This window comes from Amycolatopsis sp. Hca4, assembly GCF_013364075.1.
GTDB lineage: Bacteria > Actinomycetota > Actinomycetes > Mycobacteriales > Pseudonocardiaceae > Amycolatopsis.
Map to the genome: position 1 here is coordinate 8036842 of NZ_CP054925.1, position 17632 is coordinate 8054473.

Here is a 17632-nt window from a genome sequence, read left to right on the forward strand (position 1 = left end):
CTCATGCTGGATTGGACCGGGGCAGGGGGGCGTTGCGGCTTTAGGCTCCTGGCATGACCGGATTGCTCACCGAGCGCCTGCGGCAGGCTTCCGACAACGCCGTCGCCATGTGGAGCACCGTGGCCCGCGCGCGCGGGGACCACGTCGAAGACCACGCCGCCTTCACCGTCGTCGATGGGCGCCGGTTCCGGATCATGCTGCGGACCGCCACGCCCGGTGCCGCCGCCGTCGACGAGCTGAGCGCGCTCGCCGAGGCGCGCCGGGGCGCGGGGCGGGCCGTTGTCGTCGAAGACCCCTTCCGGGTGCTCGACCTCGCCCACCTGGGGATGTCCGCCGGGCAGCTGCCCGTGATGGCCCGCGAGCCCGCTCCCACTCCGGCCGCCGAGGGCGTCGAGCGCATCGAAACCGCCGCCGACCTGGCCGAAGCCGAAGACCTGATCGTCCACGGCTTCCCGCTGGAGGAGTACCAGCCCCACCGGCCCGGTACCGTCTTCCCGGCCGAACTCCTCCGCCAGGCCACCGCCTTCTTCCGCAGGGGCAGCCAGGGCACCTGCCTCACCATGGCCCACGGCGGCGTCGGCGGCGTCTACTGGGTGACCACCCGGCCCGAGCACCGCTCCCGGGGCGTCGGCCGCGCGCTGATGTACGCCGTCCTACGGCACTTCGAGGACCTGCCCGTCACGCTGACCGCCTCGCGGGCCGGGCGGCCGCTCTACGAGAAGCTCGGCTTCGCCACCCTCGGCGACGCCAACTGGTGGCGCTGACGGGAACACCCACCGCCGGTAGCCGAACCAGCGGAACGCCGTACCCGCCAGCGTGCCCAGCAGCATCCCGGCCACGAAGTCGGCGATTTCCTGCGTCAGGTAGCCGACGTGCGGCACCGACAGGTGCAGCACGTACCGCGACACCAGCGCCGGCACCAGGTTCACCGCCACCGCGCCCGCGTTGACCGCGAAGAACAGCGTCGCCTCGCGCACCCGGCCGAGCCCGCCGCGACCGGCGAACGACCAGCGGCGGGACAGCAGGTACGCGAACGCGGTGGAGACGACCGTGGCGATCGCGAGGGCCGTCACCGGCTTCTCACGGAACACGGTGAGCTTCAGGCTGTAGTCGCCCAGTAGTGTGACCCCGTACGCGGCCAGGCCGACGACGGCGAAGCGGAGCAGCTCTCGCGGCTCTGGCATGGTTCCTCCAGGTGACGCCGGAACGGGTGGAGGTTTTCGATGGCACGCACAGGCGGTGAGGGCGAACTGCCCTCGGTCGCCGAGCTGGTGAACCTTTCGCAGACGAAGCCGCTGATGATCCGCGGTGAACTCGACGCGAAGCTCGCCGAGGAAGCCGCGGCCGCCGAGCCCGAACCCGTCCACGATCCGCTGGCCGTGCTCGACGCCGAGCTGGCCGCCGGGGAACCGGAGGAGGACGACCGCCCGCGGGAGGCGCCGCCCGCCGTCCGGTCCCGCCGCGCGAAGCCGTTCGTGCTCGCCGCGGGCGCGGCCGTCGCGCTCGGGCTGGCCGCCGTCGTGCTGCTCCAGCCGCACCAGGTGGGCGGGACGGCCGTGCCGCCGCCCGGCGCGCCCGCCCCGGTCGTGCCGCCGCCGACCTCCAGCGAAGCCGTCGAGACGATGAGCGCCTCCGCCGCGCCGGCGCCGCTCACCGCCGAGGTCCGGCACACCACGGCCGAGACCACCAGCGCCCCGGCCGGCGCCGGGCGCAAGCCCGCGGCCGAGCCGACGCCGAGCTCGGCGTCGCCGGAGGAGCAGTGGCGCGAGTACGTCAGCTCGGTGCTCAGCTCGTGGCAGCAGCACCCGCGCGGCGGCCGGAACCGCTGATCAGCAGCTCGCCGTGGCCGGCTTCCCGGCGATCCGGTCCTTCACGAAGGCCAGGACGTCGGCGTTGCCGGTGTAGACCAGCGTGATGTGGTCGGTGTCGTAGGTCTTCCACGTCTCCTGGACCCCGGCCGCGCAGTACGCCTTGTGCAGGCTGTCGGCCTGCGCGAACTGCACCAGCTGGTCGCCGGTCGCGTGGTAGAGGAACACCGGCACCCGCGGCGGGGTGCCGCCGAGCTTGTTCTCGTTCAGCCGTGCCACCCACGCGGGCTTGATGTAGCCAGGGCCGGTCGTGTAGTCCGCGATCTTCTGGTTCGCGTACGTCGTGAGCAGCTCGAACGTGCACGCGCTCTGCTTCATCTCGGCGAGCTTCGCGCGGCCGTTGTCGCTCAGGAACGAGTCCAGCTGCAGCTCCGGGTACGCCTGGTCGAGGCCGAGCAGCGCGTAGGCGAACACGCCGAAGCCGAACTTGCCGTCGAGCTGCAGGGTCACCTGGACCAGGTCGGCGGGCACGCCGCCGGCCGCGACCCCGACGAGGTTCAGCTCCGGCGCGTACGACGGCTGCAGTTCGCCGGCCCACGCCGCGGCGCCACCCCCCTGGGAGTACCCGCGGAAGACGACCTTCGCCGACGCCGACAGCCCGGCCGCGCCGAGCCGCTGGGCCGCGCGGACCGCGTCGATCACCGCCGGGCCCTCGGACCGGCCCACGACGTACGTCGTCTTCGGCGTGGCCTGGTAGCCCTCGTAGTCCGGGACGGCGACGGCGTACCCCGCGTCGAGCAGGTCGTCGAGCCCCGGCTGCTCGTAGAAGGCGCCGATGTCGATCATCTTCGACGGGGTGCAGGCGAACGCCGGGCCGTGCGTGCCCGGCGCGAACGCGACGATCGGAGCGGTCGCGCGGTCGGCGTTCTTCGGCACCAGCACCGTGCCGGTGACGGCGTCGGGCTGCCCGAGCGCGTTCGTCGACAGGTACATCACCTGCCACGCGTCGACCGAGGCGTGGCGCGGGCCGGCGTTCGACGGCCGCCAGCGGAGCACGTCACCCGGCTTGCCGGCGGGCAACGGTGACGGCGGGGTGTAGAACGAGTCGTCGGAGGGGCCCGGCGCGGGCGCGGTGGCGGCCGCGGCGGGCGCGAAAGCCGCAGTGAGGACCAAGGCCACCAGCGCGGCGAGCACGCGGCGGGCCGTCACGCGCCGGTCCCGTAGACGCGCTTGCAGGTCGCGGACTCGCTGAAGGCCAAGCCGAGCTCCGGGTTGGCCTTGAGGTCCTTGATCGGGCCCTCGGGATCGGCCAGCTTGCCCATCGTCGCGTCGGCTTCGGCGATGACCTGGCGCAGGCTGGCCTGGTCGGTCACCTTCGCCTGCTCCATCCGGGTCTTCGTCTCGGCCAGCTTGGTCTTCGTCTCGGTCAGGTTGCCGGTCGCTTTGTCCACAACGGACTGTCCATCCGGGACGGGCGGGACACCCGCGGTGCGCAGGCCGCCCGCCATGTCGTCGAGCGCGGAACCGAGGCGGCCGAGGAAGTCGACCATCGCGTCGCGGGTCTTGACCGGGTCGGCGTCGTCGACCGCCGGCGGCTGCGAGAGCTTCGCCGAGCCCGCGGCGACGCCGGTGCACACCTTGTCCACCCAGGCGAGTGCCGCGGGGTCGGCGTGCCTGCCCGGGTCGGGCGGGGTGTCCGAACCGCACGCGGAACACGACAGAACCGCGGCCGCCGACATCACGAGCACCGCGCTGTGCATTCTTTTCATGGGTTTCGAAGCTACGCGCCGCGCGCGCGGGCGAGCAAGAAGAGAATGGGTGGTTGGCATGCGCGTCAACATTGCGGCGACCGGATTTGTCACGCGCGTCAGCGGTTCGAAGGTGGCGCTGGGCTGGGCAAACCTTCCCCGTCCTGCTAGGAATGCGGTCGGTGTGGCGTGCCGGGGTGACAATTTGCCGTACTACTGTGAGCTTTTCGCGGAAAGCCCTTGATCGCTGCCCGTTCCGCTCGTTAGCTTACCGTTCGGTAGCGATTTCCGGGCGGTCATTTCCAGGGAACGCTCCGCCGTTTCGTATCACTGTTGATACACGGAAGGACCATCGTGAGTCACCCAAGAGGCAAGAAGAAGACGGCCGCGGCCGCCGCGGCCACGGCGGCGGTCGGGCTGGTCGCCACCGCGCTCGTCGTGGGGGCGCAGACCAGCGCCGCCGACCCCATCTCGCTGACGCTGAACTACCACTGCACCTTCCCGCTGGTGGGTTCCCAGTCGCTGAAGGTGGTGATCAACACCGACCTGCCGACCACGGTCAACACCGGGCAGCCGACCGGCGCGTTCGACATCAAGGCCGTGTCCACCATCAACGCGGACACCGTCAGCGGCCTGAGCCTGATCGGGGCCACGACGCTCGAGGGCACCGCCACCGCGAGCGCGACGGTCGCGGCACCGAGCCTCAACCTGCCGGTCAGCGTCCCGATCACGCTGGACAAGACGAACATCCCGGCGTCCGGTGAGATGAACATCAACGCGGCGGGCAAGACGCCGTCGCTGACGTTCACCCAGGCCGGCCAGGCGAAGATCACCGTGGGCGACTTGAACCTCAAGGTCACCCCGCGCAAGGCCGACGGCTCGGTCACCGGCATCACGCCGGACGGCACGATCGACGCGCCCTGCACGCAGGACAGCGGCCAGAACAACACCCTGGCCACGATCACCATCAACGGCGGTGGCGGCACGACGACCCCGCCCACCACCACCCCGCCGGTCACCACGCCGCCGACGACCACGCCGCCGGTGACGACCCCGCCCACCACCACGCCGCCGGGCGGGGGCATCAAGTACTCCTTCGGCATCACCGGGCAGACCGCGCTGAAGTCGCTCGGCAGCACCGCGCCGATCACCGGCTCGTTCGACGCCGACGTCAACCTGTCGGCCAAGACGTTCACCGGCAACCTGCAGCTGAACCCGACGCACACCGACTTCAAGCTGTTCGGCTTCCTGCAGGGCAGCTCGGACGTCAAGGTCGTGCAGAACGGCCCGCAGACCGGTGAGCTGGTGGGCACCGGCTTCAAGGCGCACATCAAGTTCGACACGTTCCTCACCACGGTCAACCTGTTCGGCATCCCGATCAGCACCGACCCGAAGTGCGGCACGGTCAGCCCGTCGACCAGCGAGATGACCACCGGACCCGACTTCGACCTGCTCAAGGGCGGCAAGCTGTCGGGCACCTACTCGCTGTCCGCGCTGCAGAACTGCGGCTCGTTCAACGACATCATCAGCGCGTTCGCCAAGAGTGACGGCAACTCGCTGAACCTCGTGCTCGCCAAGAAGTAACCCAGCTACCGGCCCCCGCCGCGCGCCGAGGCGTGCCGCGGCGGGGGCCGGTGCCACGTCTCGAGAAAGGGAGCGCCCGTGCGGATCGCCCGGTCGTTGCTCGCCGCCTGCGTGCTCGCGCTCGCCATCGCCGCGCCCGCTGTGGCGTCGACGCCGATCGACAAGAAGCTGAGCTTCACGTGCCCGTTCCCGTTGATCGGGCTGCAAAAGCTGGCCGTCGAGGTCAAGGCGTCGTTCGACGTGCCGTCCGCGCCCGGCGGCACCTTCACGACGGCGGACCTCGCGGTGGCGGTGACCGTGCCGGACAAGTCCGCCCGCGGCCTCACCCTGGTCGGCGCGGCGAGCATCGAAGGGACGGCGTCCGCAGGGGTGACGCTGACCAACGGCCCGCTCACGCTGCCGCTGAGCCTCCCGCTGACGGTGGCGAAGACCGCAGTGCCGTCGTCGGGGCCGTTCACCACGAACGCCTCCGGTTCGGTCCCGCCGGTGCAGCTGCCGAACGCCGGGAAGACGACGCTGACGATCGGCGGCTTCAGCGCGCGGCTCACGCCGAAGAAGGCCGACGGCTCGTTCACCGGGCTCGGCTCGTTCACCTCGGACTGCACGCTCGACCCGGGGCAGGACCCGGTGTTGCTGAGCTTCGACCTCGGTGCGGCTTCCCGTGCTTACGGCGTCAGCGGCTCGACGACGGTGCAGGCACTGGGGGCGACCGCGCCGCTCACCGGGTCCTTGACGGGATTCAGCCCGGCGTTCGACCGGGCACGGGCGGAGTTCAAGGTGTTCGGGTTCGTGCCGGGGACAGCCGACCTGCAGTTCAGCACGGACGGCCCGCAGACCGGCGAGGTCACCGGCGACGGCTTCGTCGCGCACGCGAAACTGGCGCTGGCGTTGCCCCAGGTCACGCTGTTCGGGCTGCCGGTCGCGGACGCCGGGTGCCGGGCGAGTGCTTCGATCCCGGTCGACCTGAAGACGGGCACCGGGTTCGCGCTCGCGTCGGGCGGGCCGGTGAGCGGGGAGTACGCGATCCCGCCGCTGACCGGCTGCGGCGCGTTCACCGCGTACCTGAGCTCGCTGGTGCAGGGCGCGGGGAACACGTTCGCCCTGACGTTGACCGCGCGCTGACTGCCGCTCACCTCGCGCCGGTATACGTGGAGGAATGCTTCGAACCACTGTGGGGACCCTGGTCGTTGTCACACTGCTCGCCACCGCCGCGCCCGGGGAGGCGGCCGGACTGAGCCGGGACCCGGTGGCGGTCGTCCACGACCGCGACCACGCGCTGCACGTGCTCAACGGCGGCGCGACCGACGACGAGCTGACGCTGCGGACGCAGACGCTGTCGTCGAGTGCGTGGGCGTTCTTCCGGGGCACGTCCCCGCTGTACTACCGGGACCTCGGTGAGCTGCCGCCCTCGGCGTACGCGACCGCGGGCGGCAACGTGTGGCTGACCGGCGACGCGCACCTGGAGAACACCGGCGCCGACCGCGGGGCCGACAACGAGGAGCAGTTCGCGCTCACCGACACCGACGACGCCTGGCGTGGTTCGTGGACGTGGGAACTGCGCCGGGAAGCCGTCTCGATCGTGCTCGCCGGCCGGGCCGGCGGCCGCAGTGCCGGCCAGATCGCCACCGACGTCGACACCTTCGTCGCCGAGTACGCCCAGTGGATCGGGAAGTTCCACGGGACGAACGACGAAGCGAGCTGGCGGCTGACCGCGGGCAACACGTCCGACCTGGTGGGGGACCTGATCGACGAAGCCGCCGGTGACAAGCGCGCGGACCTGCTGGCCAAGTGGACGACCGGCGGCCACTTCAAGAGCGACCCGCAGCTGCAGCCGGTGTCCGCGGCGACGCGCACCCAGCTCACCGACGCGATCGCGGCCTACCGGACGACCGCGGGCAAGCCGCTGAAGGCGTCCGAGGCCGTCGTGAAGGACGTCCGCCGCCGGACCGGCGCGGGCACCGGCAGCCTCGGCCGGTTCCGCTGGTACGTGCTCGTCGAGGGGGACACGACGTCGGCGTCCGACGACCGGATCCTCGAACTCAAGCAGGAGGTCGACCCGGCACCGAAGCAGCTCGCGCCGAACGCCACCGCGCTGACCGGCGGGCAGCGTCCCGCACTGGCCCTGCGCTGGCTGGCGAACCAGTCGGACCCGCTGGCCGGCTGGGCGAGCGTCGGGAGCACGCCGGTGCTGGTGAAGGAGAAGTCCCCGTTCGCCGAGGACCTGGAGATCGGCGACCTGACCACGTCCACGATCTGGGACGACACCGTCCGGGACGTCGCCCGGCTGCTCGCCGCCGCCCACGCCCGTGCCGACCAGGACATCCCCGGCACCGGGGTGCCGTACTCGGCGGACGCGGCGATCGACGGCGCCATCACGTCGGTCTCCGGGCTGCAGGCCGAGACGCGGGCCTTCGCGACGAGCTACGCCGACCAGGTCGCCAGCGACTGGCAGGCGTACGTCGCCGCGAAGAACAGCGGACGGCCGCTCTTCTGACGCCCCCGGCGGACGCCGGATCCGGCTTTCACCCGAACCGTTATCGACCCGGTGTCACATCGGGGTGCTATAAAGCGCTACCCCGGTGGGACCGGTTTCGCGCCGTAGAGGGCCGCCGCCGGTGCCGCTAGGGTTGATCGTCTGGATGTGCTGGCTCAAGAGCAGCCGAACGGGAGAAGCCGGTGACCGCCGCGCTCGACGCTTCGTGGGATCCCCGCACGCGCCTGCGGGTGCTGCTGATCGAGGACGACGACGGCGACGCGCTGCTGGTCGAGGAAATGCTGGCGGACACGGCCGTGCCCTACGCGCTCGAACGCGTCGAAACGCTCACCGCCGCGCTCAGCGGCCCGCTCACCGCCGACTGCGTGGTGCTGGACCTGCAGCTGCCCGACGCCATGGGCCTGTCCGGGCTGACCAAGCTCGGGCAGCACGCGCCGGGCGTCGCGGTGGTCGTGCTGACCGGGCAGCACGACCAGGCCACCGGCGTCGCCGCGGTCGCCGCCGGCGCGCAGGACTACCTGGTCAAGGACCAGGTCGACGGCCCGCTGCTGGTGAAGGCCCTGCGCTTCGCCCGCGAACGCAAGCGCGCGGAGCAGGTCGAGCAGCAGTTCCTCCAGCAGCAGCTGCTCGCGCGGGAGAACGCCCGGCTCGAACGCGGCCTGCTGCCCAGCCCGCTGCTGCGCGACCCGCACCTCGACCTGGCCGCCCGCTACCGGCCCGGCCGCAACGGCTCGCTGCTCGGCGGCGACTTCTACGACGCGATCGAGCTCGCCGACGGCACCGTGCACATGATGATCGGCGACGTCTGCGGCCACGGCCCGGACGAGGCCGCGCTCGGCGTCGCGCTGCGGATCGCGTGGCGCTCGCTAGTGATGGCCGGGCTGCCGATGCCCGACGTGCTGACCATGGTCGAGCGGGTGCTGGTGCACGAGCGGATCGAGCCGCTGTTCGCCACCGTCTGCATGGTCGTCGTCGCGCCGGACCGAAGATCCCTGCGGCTGTCGCTGGCCGGCCACCTGCCGCCGCTGCTGCTCACCACCGGCGACGGGCACCTGCTCTCCGGCGAGCGGCTCGGCGTCCCGCTCGGTGTCGTCGAAGGCGCCAAGTGGGACGCGCTGGAGGTCCCGCTGGAGCCCGGGTGGTCGCTGCTGCTCTACACCGACGGCGTGTTCGAAGGCCGCGTCGGCGCCGGGTCCGAGCGGCTCGGGCACGAGCGGATGGCCGCTCTCGTGCTCGACATCAAGCGGGAGACCGGGATCCACGGCCACGTCCTGCTCGACGAGCTGATCGCCCGCGCCGAGCGGCTCAACTCCGGCCCCCTCGACGACGACGTCGCCCTCGCCCTGCTCAGCCACGACCCGGAAGCCGAGGCCGATGAGCGCTGACGTACGCGGCAGGCCCATCCGCCGCAGGCTGGCGCTGCTCGCCGCCGTCGAGGCCGTGCTGCTGGTCGCCGCGCTGGTCGCCGCCGGCGTGGCGCTGAACAGCCTCGCCGACGCCCGCGGCCGCCTGCTCGACGTGATCGGGCCGCAGCGGCTGGCTGCGATCCAGCTGTCGACCGCGCTGCTGAACCAGGAAAGCGGGGTCCGCGGCTACCAGCTCGGCCGGCAGCCGGAGTTCCTGGTCCCCTACACCGACGGGATGCGGGCGCAGGCCGACGCGGTCACGCAGCTGCGGCAGCTCGGCGCGGCCCCCGGCACCCGGATCGGGGACGACCTCGACGCCGTGGTGCGGGCGGCCACCGCCTGGCAGGCCGCGGCCGCGCCCACCATCGCGCCCGCCGCGCCACCGGTCACCGCGGCCCAGGTCGAACGCGGCCGGGCGCTGTTCGTCGACGTGCGCAAGGCGCTCGACACCCAGCTCGACCACCTCGCCGCGATCCGCGACGCCGGCCGCGCCGACCTGGACGCGGCGGCGCGCTTCCTCAACGCGATGTTCGTGGTCGTCGCGGTGCTCGTCGTGGTGTTGTTCGCGATGCTGTTCTTCGGCCTGCGGCAGTTCGTCACCCGGCCGATCCTGCGGCTGGCCGGCGAGGTCCGCCGGGTCGCGGATTCCGACATCCACCACCCGGTGCACAGCAGCGGGCCGCGCGAGATCGCCCAGCTCGGTGCCGACGTCGAGGCGATGCGGCAGCGCATCCTCGACGAGGTGGCCGAACTCGAGCGGGCGCACGCGCTGCTGGACCGGCGCACGCAGGAAGCGGAGCGGTCCACCGCGATGCTGGACCGGCGCACCCGTGAGCTGGAACGGTCCAACGCCGACCTCGAGCAGTTCGCCTACGTCGCTTCGCACGACCTGCAGGAACCGCTGCGGAAGGTGGCGAGCTTCTGCCAGCTGCTCCAGCGGCGTTACCAGGGCCTGCTCGACGAGCGCGGCGAGCAGTACATCGAGTACGCCGTCGACGGCGCGAAGCGGATGCAGGTGCTGATCAACGACCTGCTGGCGTTCTCGCGGGTCGGCCGCAAGCCGGGCGAGCACGTCGTGGCCGACGCGGGTGCGCTGGCCGACGAGGCGATCGCGAACCTCGAGGTGGCGTTGTCGCTGAGCGGCGGCAAGGTCAGCCGCGGCGAGCTGCCGCAGGTGCGCGTCGAGCCCGCGCTGATGACGGCGGTGTTCCAGAACCTCATCGGCAACGCGCTGAAGTTCAAGGGCGAGGCACCGCCGGAGGTCCGGGTCAGCGCCGAACGCGACGGCGACGACTGGGTGTTCTCGGTGTCGGACAACGGGATCGGCATCGACCCGGAGTACGCCGAACGGGTGTTCGCGCTGTTCCAGCGCCTGCACACGCGGTCCGCGTACCCGGGCACCGGCATCGGCCTGGCCCTGTGCCGCCGGATCGTCGAGTACCACGGCGGCCGGATCTGGCTCGACACCGAAGCTTCCGACACCACGTTCCGCTTCACCCTGCCGGCCCGCGAGGAGCCGGCCCGCGAGGAGGAGGGGACCGCATGACGCAGGCGCCGACCCCGATCGACATCCTGCTCGTCGAGGACGACCCGGGTGACGTGCTGATGACCCGGGAAGCCTTCGCCCACCACAAGATCCGCAACCCGCTGCACGTCGCCGAGGACGGCGTCGAAGCGCTGCGGTTCCTCAAGCGCGAAGGGCCGTTCGGGACGGCGCCGCGGCCGGGGCTGATCCTGCTCGACCTCAACCTGCCCCGCAAGGACGGCCGGGAGCTGCTCGGCGAGATCAAACAGGACCCCGGGCTGTGCACGATCCCGGTGGTCGTGCTGACCACGTCCGAGGCGGAGGAGGACATCCTGCGCAGCTACGAGCTGCACGCGAACGCCTACGTCACCAAGCCGGTCGACTTCGAGAAGTTCGTCGAAGTGGTCCGGAAGATCGACGACTTCTGGGTGACGGTGGTGAAACTCCCGCACCGGTAGCCGTTTGGCGGGGAGTGCGGCACGATGGGAGGCCGTGACGCCTTCGACGCCGGACCTGCCCGCCACCGAACTGGCGGTGACGCTCGACTGGCGGGGCCGGTCGGCGGTGCTGGCCGTGGCGGGGGAGATCGACCTGGTCAGCGCGCCGGAGTTCGGGGAAGTCGTCGACGTGGTGCTGGCCCGCGGGCCGGAGAAGCTGGTGGTCGATCTGCGCGAGGTGACGTTCTTCTGCTCGGCGGGGCTGCAGGTGCTCGCCGCGGCCCACCGCCGGGTGGCCGAGCGCGCGCTGCGCGTGGTGAGCGATTCCCCGGTGACGTCGGGCCCGTTGAAGACGACCGGGCTCGACACGTGGATCGGCGTCCACCCGACCGTCGACGAAGCACTCGCATGAGGCCGGCACCGTTCCGCTGCCACGGCGTTCCCGCGGTGCCCGGCGCCCTCCGCCGCCTGCGGCACGACCTGATGGCCTGGGTGCTGGGGGCCGGCGTCGAGGAGACCCGGGCGGGCGACATCGTGCTGGCCAGTTACGAGGCACTGGCGAACGTGGCCGACCACGCGTACGGCGACGCGGAGCCGGGCGTGGTCGACGTCGACGCGGCCCTGCACCCGGGACGGCTCGAAGTGGTGATCACCGACCACGGCCGGTGGCGGGCACCGGTGCCGGACACCCAGCCGGTGTCCCTGCGGGGCCGGGGGTTGCTGCTGCTGCGGGCGAGCGCGGACCGCGCGGACATCGCCCCGGGTGATTCGGGGACGGTCGTGACCTTGACCTGGGACCTGGACGCGGTGCCCGACGCGCGCTGAAGGCCACCACCGCTGCCGGTGGTGGCCTCCCGCGGCGGTGCTACTTGACGACGGCGCCGGTCTTCGGGTCGAGGGTGACCTTCCGGGCCTTCGGCCACCAGAAGTCGAACATCCCGGTGAGCGACCCGGCGCGCGTGTCGAACGACGAGTCGCCGATGCGGCCGGTGAACCAGTTGTCCTCGACGAACTTCAGCACCGACGTCTGGTCGGTCAGCGTGTGGTCGACGTGGTTGACCTTGCTGAACGGGGAAACCACCAGCAGCGGCAGGCGCGGGCCGTAGCCGCAGCGGTCGGCGTAGGTGCCCACCGTCGTCGCCTTCGCCGTGCAGACCGGCTGGTCCTGCGCGGTGTCGTGGGAACCGTTCAGGATCGGGGACTTCTGGTGGTCGTACCAGCCGTCCGAGTCGTCGTAGGCCAGCACGATCGCCGTCGACTTCCACTCCGGGGACTGCTGGATCCGGTTGATCTCCCCGACCACGAACTGCTGCTCGTCCAGCGGGTCCGAGTAGCCCGCGTGGCCGTCCTGGTACTGCGGGGCCTTCAGGAAGCTCACCGCGGGCATCGAGCCGGCCTGCAGCGAGTCGTTGAAGTCCGCGATGTCGTACTGGTGGTTCGCGCGGTCGGTCTGGCCGATCGCCTGCACCGAGGACGGCGGGAGGTGCTTCGGGTTCGCCGTCGACGGGTAGTACTGGAACGGCTCGTGGTGTGGGCTGTAGTCGACCACCGCGTTGCCGCCGACGTTCTTGTGCGTCCGGCCGCAGACCGCGTACCCGTTGGCCGTGCCGGTCGGGCGGAAGCCGCCCTGGAACCAGCCCCACGTCACGTGGCGCTGGTTGAGCAGGTCACCGATGTTGCGGCCGTGCATGGTGGCCAGGTTGTCCTTGCTCGTGTGGTTCTTGCCCGAGCAGTCGTCCCACGCCGGATCCGGGTCGTTGATCATCGTGCCGATGCCGTTGGCATCCGGCGACTGCACCGCGTAGGCGTCGCTGACCGGCTCGTGCGTCACCGGGTCGACGGCCTGGACGCCGTGGGTGTTGCCGGAGATCAGGTCGATCGCGCCGGGGCTGGACGGGCCGAACACCGTGTTGAACGAGTTGTCGTTCAGGGCGTAGTGCTGGGCGTAGTTCCACATGCCGGTGACGGTGTTGCCGTCGTAGTAGTCCATCACCAGGCCGGGTTCGCCGAACAGGATCGGCTGGCCGGTGCACTTGTCTGTCTCGGTCTTCTCGACGAACTTGTCCATCTTGCCGCCGTTGAAGGCGGCCTGCTCCGCGCCGTAGTTGTGGTTCTGGTCGCAGGTCATGGCCTGCTGGGGCGTGAGCCGCTTCGGGTTGTAGGCGTTCGGGTTGTCGGTCAGCAGCTTCTTGTCGAGGCCGTTGACCTTCGGGGTGCCGTGCGCGGCGGTGAACGGCGTGCCGTCGGTGTTGGCCGCGTCCGGGTAGGTGCCGAAGTAGTGGTCGAACGAGATGTTCTCGCCGAAGATGACGACGACGTGCTTGATCGGCGTCGACGTCGGGATCCAGTGGGCGGGGAACAGGTTCAGCGGCTGGGCTTCCGCGGTGGTCGCCGCGGAGCCGGTGACGACGGCCAGCGTGGCCACCGAGGCGAGTGCCCCGGCGCCGAGCAGGCCCCGCCGTCGCCGGCGGATCCTTTTGTCCACAGTGGATTCCTTTCGTGGTGGGGTCAGGTGAGCAGGGAACGCCCGAAGTGGTCGTCCGGGCCGGTGACGCCCGGCAGCGCGAAGAAGTAGCCGCCGCCGAACGGGGAGATGTAGTCGGTGAGCGGTTCGCCGGCGAGCCGGGTCTGGACGGCCTCGAACTGGCGCTCCAGGTCCTGCTGGTAGCAGACGAACAGCAGGCCCATGTCGAGGTTGCCGTTGCTGTCGACGCCGCGGTCGTAGTTCACCGCGCGGCGCAGGATGCGGCCGGCGTCGGTCTCCGGTGTGCGCGGGTTCGCTTTCCGGATGTGGCTGGTCAGCGGGATGACGGTGCCGACGGGGTCGTCGGCGTACCGCGGGACGTCGGTCTCCTGCGTGCCGTCGAGCGGGGCGCCGGTGTCCCGGCGGCGGCCGATCATGTTCTCCTGCTCGGCCAGCGAAACCCGGTCCCAGAACTCGACGAGCATCCGGATCAGCCGGACGACCTGGTAGCTGCCGCCCGTGGTCCACGCGGGCTCGCCCTTCGTCCACACCAGACTGTCCAGTTCGGAGTCGGCGGGGTTGGCGGTGCCGTCCTTGAAGCCCATCAGGTTGCGGGGCGTGCCGTCCGGGCGCGGTGGGGAGCTGAAGCCGGTGAGCTTCCAGCGCAGCTGCATGCCGCCGCGGGTGGCGCGGGCGATGTCGCGCAGGGCGTGCAGGACGGTGTCGGTGTCGTTCGCGGACAGGACCAGGCTGAGGTCGCCGTGGCACTGGGCCGGGTCGAGGGCGTCGTCCGGGAACGTCGTCATCGGCTTCAGCTTGGCGGGCTTGAGTTTCGCGAGCCCGTACCGGTCGTCGAAGAGGCTCGCGCCGACGCCGAGGACGACACCGAGGTCGCTGCCGGGCACGACGGGCCCGAGAACGCCGGAGTCGGCGGGCGGCGCGGTGATCCCGAGCGCGGCGGGCGCCCCGCCGGCGGTGAGGAACCGCGCCCGGTCGGTGATGGCGCGGAAGAGCTCGGTGAGCTCGGCCTTGGACCCGGCGACGGCGTCGAAGGAGGCGACGACGGTCTGGGCGGGTGGTTTCCGGAGGATGGCGGCCTGGTGGGGGCCGTGGAAGGGCACGGGCGAGCGGCCATCGGTGCCGGCCGCGGAGGACGCGCCCAGCCCGGCCCCGGCGGCCACGGTGAGCCCGGCACCGACGGCGGCCCGGCGGAGGAAGGAGCGGCGGGGGAGGCCGGTCACGAGACCCTCCTCGGCTCGGCGATCGCCGCGATCGGGGCCAGCAGTTCCGTCAGCTCGCCGACGTCCGCGTTGAGCTTCTGCCGCTGCTCCCGGCTCAGCTCGGCCGGGCGGAGCCACGTACCGTCCGGGCGGTGGGCCGCGTCCAGCGCCTTCTGCGTGCGGTCCAGCCAGCTGTCCACCTCGGACAGCTGCGGGTACCTCGGCGTCAGCAGCGGCCGCAGCACGTCGAGGACCGCGCGGGTGCCGTCGAGGTTCGCGCGGGCCGTGGCCAGGTTCGTGCCGCTGCCGTAGTCGGTGCGGCCGGTGAGTTCGAACTGCAGCGTGTTCTCCATGATCTCGTGCGCGCGCAGCCCGAGGTCGTTGCCGTCGACCTGGCTGTCGGCGAAGGACGCCTGCAACGCGCGGGCGTCGGTGTCGAGCCGGTCGGCGACCGCGGCGAGTGCGCCCAGGTCCTCGCCGTGCCACAGGCCCTGCTCCAGGCGGTGGAAGCCGGTGAACCCCGGGTCGGCCGGGCCGCCCGGCAGGCCGTCGGCGGTGCCGTTGAGGGCGCTGTCGGAGTCGCCGAACGCGTCGTAGGCCGCGCCCAGCCGCTCGTACGCCAGGTGGGCCGTCAGCCACGCCGCCTGACCGGCCGCGCGGTCGCCGCCGTGGACGGTGTTCTTCAGCGCGCCGGTGTCCGCGACCAACTCGCCGAGGCCGGTCGTGACGTGCTGCTGGTAGGCCTTGAGCGGGCCGAGCAGGTCATCGTGGGTCACCGGCGCGACGCCCGGCCCGGTCCGCTCGGCGCCGCCGGTGATCCGCACGGCCGGCCCGACGATCGCGCCCGCGTCCTCCGGCAGGCAGCGGAACGCGTAGCTGCCGTTGCCCAGGTTCACCTGCAACGGCCGGGTCGTCGCCGCGCCGAGGCCCTCGACCTCGCCGTAGATCACGCCGGTCGCCGGGTCGATCAGGTCGACCTCGGCCGTCACCGAACCGGTGTTGTGCAGGTGGAACGTCTGCGGGCCCGGCTTCGGATCCGTCCAGCCGGTGCCGCACGCCGAGCGCGAGACCGCGATCTCGGGGTCGCCGGCCGCCGCGTTGTCCGGCCAGAACGCGACGACGGCGCCCGCCGCGGCGGCCACGACCACGGCCACCACGATCCAGCGGGTTCGCACTGACCCCGGCACGCGCACACTCCCGTCACTCGATCGGACCATCACCGGTCACGGATTATGCGAGCCTAACGCCCGGAAAACCGCAGCGGATCGAGTCGAACGGAGGAAGTTCACCGGGACTTCAGCCGGGCGCCGACGAAAGGGGAGGATTCAGACGTATCTCTGTGTCAGATCTGTCGGGTTCGGGAAATTCGACCGGTTCGGCCGGGGTCACCCGAGTGGTGCGCCGGTCTCCAGCAGCGTCTTGAGGCTGGACAGCAGCGCGGGCCAGCCCTGGCTGCACATCTCCAGCGCCGTGCTGCCGGGGTCGAAACCGTCGTGGAGCACGGTCAGCTTCACCATTTCCCCGTGCGGCTCGAGGGTGAACGTGACCTTTGTCCGGCTTTCACTCTGCAGTTTCGCCAGCGTTTCCTCGTCGACGCCGTTGGCTTTCGCCCATTCGCCGGTGAACGTGTGCCAGGTGTAGGAAAGCCGTCGATATGGTTCCGATTCGAGGACGACCTGTTCGGGGTCGCCGGTTTTCGCGCCGCCTTCGGCCCACGTCATCGGTGAGCCCGGTTTCCAGTCGGTTTCGAAGGAAACACCCCAATAACGGCTCGTGAACGCCGGATCGGTAAGCGCTTGCCAGAGTTTCTCCGGCGTGGTGGCGATGTAGGTGGTGTAGGCGAAATCGTTCATCGGTGCGGACTCCAGTGCTCGTTTCAGATCGGCCAGCGCGCCGGCCCGCCGCCGGTCGTAGCGGGTCATCCAGCGCTCGGCGATCGCGTTGATCGGCGCGGCGTCGAGGTGGTGCAGCTTTTCGCGGCCGCGCCAGGTGGTCGTGATCAGCCCGGCCGCCTCGAGCACGGCCAGGTGCTTGCTCACCGACTGGCGGGCCATGTCCTGCCCCGCGCACAGCTCGCGCAGGGTCTGGCCGTTGCGCTCGTTCAGCGCGTCGAGCAGCCGGCGGCGGCTGGGATCGGCCAGCGCCTTGAAGACCTCGTCCATCGCGCCTTCCCCGATACATGCAGCCATCCGGCTGCCTTTCGACGATAGGCAGCCGGGCGGGTGCATGTCAACCGGGGATCACCGGAAGCGGATCACCGTGATGCTCGCGAGGACGAAGAACACGAGGACGACCAGCGTGCCGGTCTGCCCGCCGGACGAGCGGGTCACGACCTGGTCGACGGCGCCGGTCAGCCGTACCCCGCACTCGGCGACCACGGTGTGCCGCCCGGCCTCGATGCGGGTGAACTCGACCGGTGCGGTGAAGGCGCCGGCGCTGTCGGTGTAGCCGGTGCCGACTTCGGTGCCGTCCGACATCAACGTCACCATCCGGCCCGGTTGGCAGCCCTTCCCGGAGGCGGAGAGCGCCTCGCCGGGCTTGATGCTGGGCCGGTCGAGCACGAGATCGCCGGGCTTGGGGGTGGTGCTCGAGGTCGTGGGGGTGGCGGGCGTGGACGGCGGCGGCGTGCTCGTGGTCGGCGGCGGGGTGGTGGTGGTCGGGGTGGCCGGGGTCGTGATGGTGCCCGGCCGGGTGGGCCGCGTGGTCACCGGCGGAGGCGTGGTGGTCGTCACCGGCGGCGGGGGCGTGGTGGTCGGCGTGGTGACCCCGGTGACGACGAAGGTGCCGCTCGCCGTCTGCTTCTGGCTCGTGCAGATCGCGGTCACCGTGTAGGAGCCCGGCTTCGCGTCGGAGGGCACCGCGGTGGCGAACTGCCCGCTGACCGCCGGCGCCACCTTCGAGCCGAGGGACGTGCCCGCCCAGAAGAAATTGATCGTCCTGCAGGTC

Annotated in this window: 19 protein-coding genes; 11 read left to right on the plus strand and 8 right to left on the minus strand. The window is 71.5% G+C overall.

The window, feature by feature from the left end:
- Nucleotides 1-53: 53 nt before the first annotated feature.
- A complete protein-coding gene (locus tag HUT10_RS36560; protein ID WP_176175354.1) occupies nt 54-764 on the plus strand; it encodes a GNAT family N-acetyltransferase in 711 nt (236 codons plus the stop codon).
- Here HUT10_RS36560 and HUT10_RS36565 read toward each other — a convergent pair.
- Complete coding sequence (locus HUT10_RS36565) at nt 654-1184, minus strand: GtrA family protein (protein ID WP_176175355.1); 531 nt, start codon at nt 1182-1184, stop codon at nt 654-656. The two genes, HUT10_RS36560 and HUT10_RS36565, sit on opposite strands and share 111 nt — an antisense overlap.
- 39 nt (nt 1185-1223) lie before the next feature.
- On the opposite strand from HUT10_RS36565, the gene HUT10_RS36570 reads away from it, so the two are divergent.
- Nucleotides 1224-1829: a hypothetical protein gene (locus tag HUT10_RS36570; RefSeq protein ID WP_176175356.1), complete on the plus strand. Its 606-nt coding sequence runs from the start codon at nt 1224-1226 to the stop codon at nt 1827-1829.
- Here HUT10_RS36570 and HUT10_RS36575 read toward each other — a convergent pair whose 3' ends face one another.
- Nucleotides 1830-3017, minus strand: a complete 1188-nt coding sequence (locus HUT10_RS36575; protein WP_176175357.1) for a lipase family protein — start codon at nt 3015-3017, stop codon at nt 1830-1832. It lies immediately after the preceding gene.
- Entirely contained in the window at nt 3014-3577 is a 564-nt protein-coding gene (locus HUT10_RS36580; RefSeq protein WP_254897187.1) for a hypothetical protein, read from the minus strand. The genes HUT10_RS36575 and HUT10_RS36580 overlap by 4 nt, the downstream gene beginning before the upstream one ends.
- Before the next feature lie 333 nt (nt 3578-3910).
- Here HUT10_RS36580 and HUT10_RS36585 point away from each other — a divergent pair, with 333 nt between their 5' ends.
- The 8 genes from HUT10_RS36585 to HUT10_RS36620 all read left to right on the plus strand — a co-directional run bounded on the left by HUT10_RS36585 (nt 3911) and on the right by HUT10_RS36620 (nt 11827).
- The gene (locus HUT10_RS36585; RefSeq protein WP_176175358.1) at nt 3911-5140 is read left to right on the plus strand and encodes a DUF6801 domain-containing protein; all 1230 of its coding nucleotides are present in this window, start codon (nt 3911-3913) and stop codon (nt 5138-5140) included.
- Between the two features lie 78 nt (nt 5141-5218).
- Nucleotides 5219-6262, plus strand: a complete 1044-nt coding sequence (locus HUT10_RS36590) for a DUF6801 domain-containing protein (RefSeq protein WP_176175359.1) — start codon at nt 5219-5221, stop codon at nt 6260-6262.
- A 34-nt stretch (nt 6263-6296) separates the two neighbouring features.
- On the plus strand, nt 6297-7634 hold the full coding sequence (locus HUT10_RS36595) for a DUF2252 family protein (protein WP_254897188.1): 1338 nt from the start codon (nt 6297-6299) through the stop codon (nt 7632-7634).
- A gap of 182 nt (nt 7635-7816) precedes the next feature.
- On the plus strand, nt 7817-9019 hold the full coding sequence (locus HUT10_RS36600; protein ID WP_176175360.1) for a PP2C family protein-serine/threonine phosphatase: 1203 nt from the start codon (nt 7817-7819) through the stop codon (nt 9017-9019).
- Complete coding sequence (locus tag HUT10_RS36605; protein WP_176175361.1) at nt 9009-10586, plus strand: ATP-binding protein; 1578 nt, start codon at nt 9009-9011, stop codon at nt 10584-10586. The genes HUT10_RS36600 and HUT10_RS36605 overlap by 11 nt, the downstream gene beginning before the upstream one ends.
- On the plus strand, nt 10583-11023 hold the full coding sequence (locus tag HUT10_RS36610) for a response regulator (RefSeq protein ID WP_176175362.1): 441 nt from the start codon (nt 10583-10585) through the stop codon (nt 11021-11023). Before HUT10_RS36605 ends, HUT10_RS36610 begins: the two co-directional genes overlap by 4 nt.
- 34 nt (nt 11024-11057) lie before the next feature.
- Nucleotides 11058-11414 (plus strand): STAS domain-containing protein, encoded by a 357-nt coding sequence (locus HUT10_RS36615; protein WP_254897189.1) that lies wholly within the window; start codon nt 11058-11060, stop codon nt 11412-11414.
- The gene (locus HUT10_RS36620) at nt 11411-11827 is read left to right on the plus strand and encodes an ATP-binding protein (RefSeq protein ID WP_176175363.1); all 417 of its coding nucleotides are present in this window, start codon (nt 11411-11413) and stop codon (nt 11825-11827) included. The genes HUT10_RS36615 and HUT10_RS36620 overlap by 4 nt, the downstream gene beginning before the upstream one ends.
- 40 nt (nt 11828-11867) lie before the next feature.
- Here HUT10_RS36620 and HUT10_RS36625 read toward each other — a convergent pair whose 3' ends face one another.
- From HUT10_RS36625 to HUT10_RS36645, 5 genes are all read right to left on the minus strand, one after another.
- On the minus strand, nt 11868-13487 hold the full coding sequence (locus HUT10_RS36625; RefSeq protein WP_176175364.1) for a phospholipase C: 1620 nt from the start codon (nt 13485-13487) through the stop codon (nt 11868-11870).
- 23 nt (nt 13488-13510) lie between these two features.
- A complete protein-coding gene (locus HUT10_RS36630) occupies nt 13511-14707 on the minus strand; it encodes a Dyp-type peroxidase (protein ID WP_176175365.1) in 1197 nt (398 codons plus the stop codon).
- The gene (locus HUT10_RS36635; protein WP_176178209.1) at nt 14704-15861 is read right to left on the minus strand and encodes an EfeM/EfeO family lipoprotein; all 1158 of its coding nucleotides are present in this window, start codon (nt 15859-15861) and stop codon (nt 14704-14706) included. Before HUT10_RS36635 ends, HUT10_RS36630 begins: the two co-directional genes overlap by 4 nt.
- Nucleotides 15862-16071: 210 nt before the next feature.
- A complete protein-coding gene (locus HUT10_RS36640; protein WP_176178210.1) occupies nt 16072-16848 on the minus strand; it encodes a metalloregulator ArsR/SmtB family transcription factor in 777 nt (258 codons plus the stop codon).
- 78 nt (nt 16849-16926) lie between these two features.
- Nucleotides 16927-17163 carry a hypothetical protein gene (locus HUT10_RS36645; RefSeq protein ID WP_176175366.1) on the minus strand — a complete coding sequence of 79 codons (237 nt, stop codon included), beginning with the start codon at nt 17161-17163 and terminating at the stop codon, nt 16927-16929.
- Between HUT10_RS36645 and HUT10_RS36650 the strand changes: the two genes are divergently transcribed.
- On the plus strand, nt 17150-17518 hold the full coding sequence (locus tag HUT10_RS36650; protein ID WP_176175367.1) for a hypothetical protein: 369 nt from the start codon (nt 17150-17152) through the stop codon (nt 17516-17518). The genes HUT10_RS36645 and HUT10_RS36650 overlap by 14 nt on opposite strands.
- Nucleotides 17519-17632: the final 114 nt, after the last annotated feature.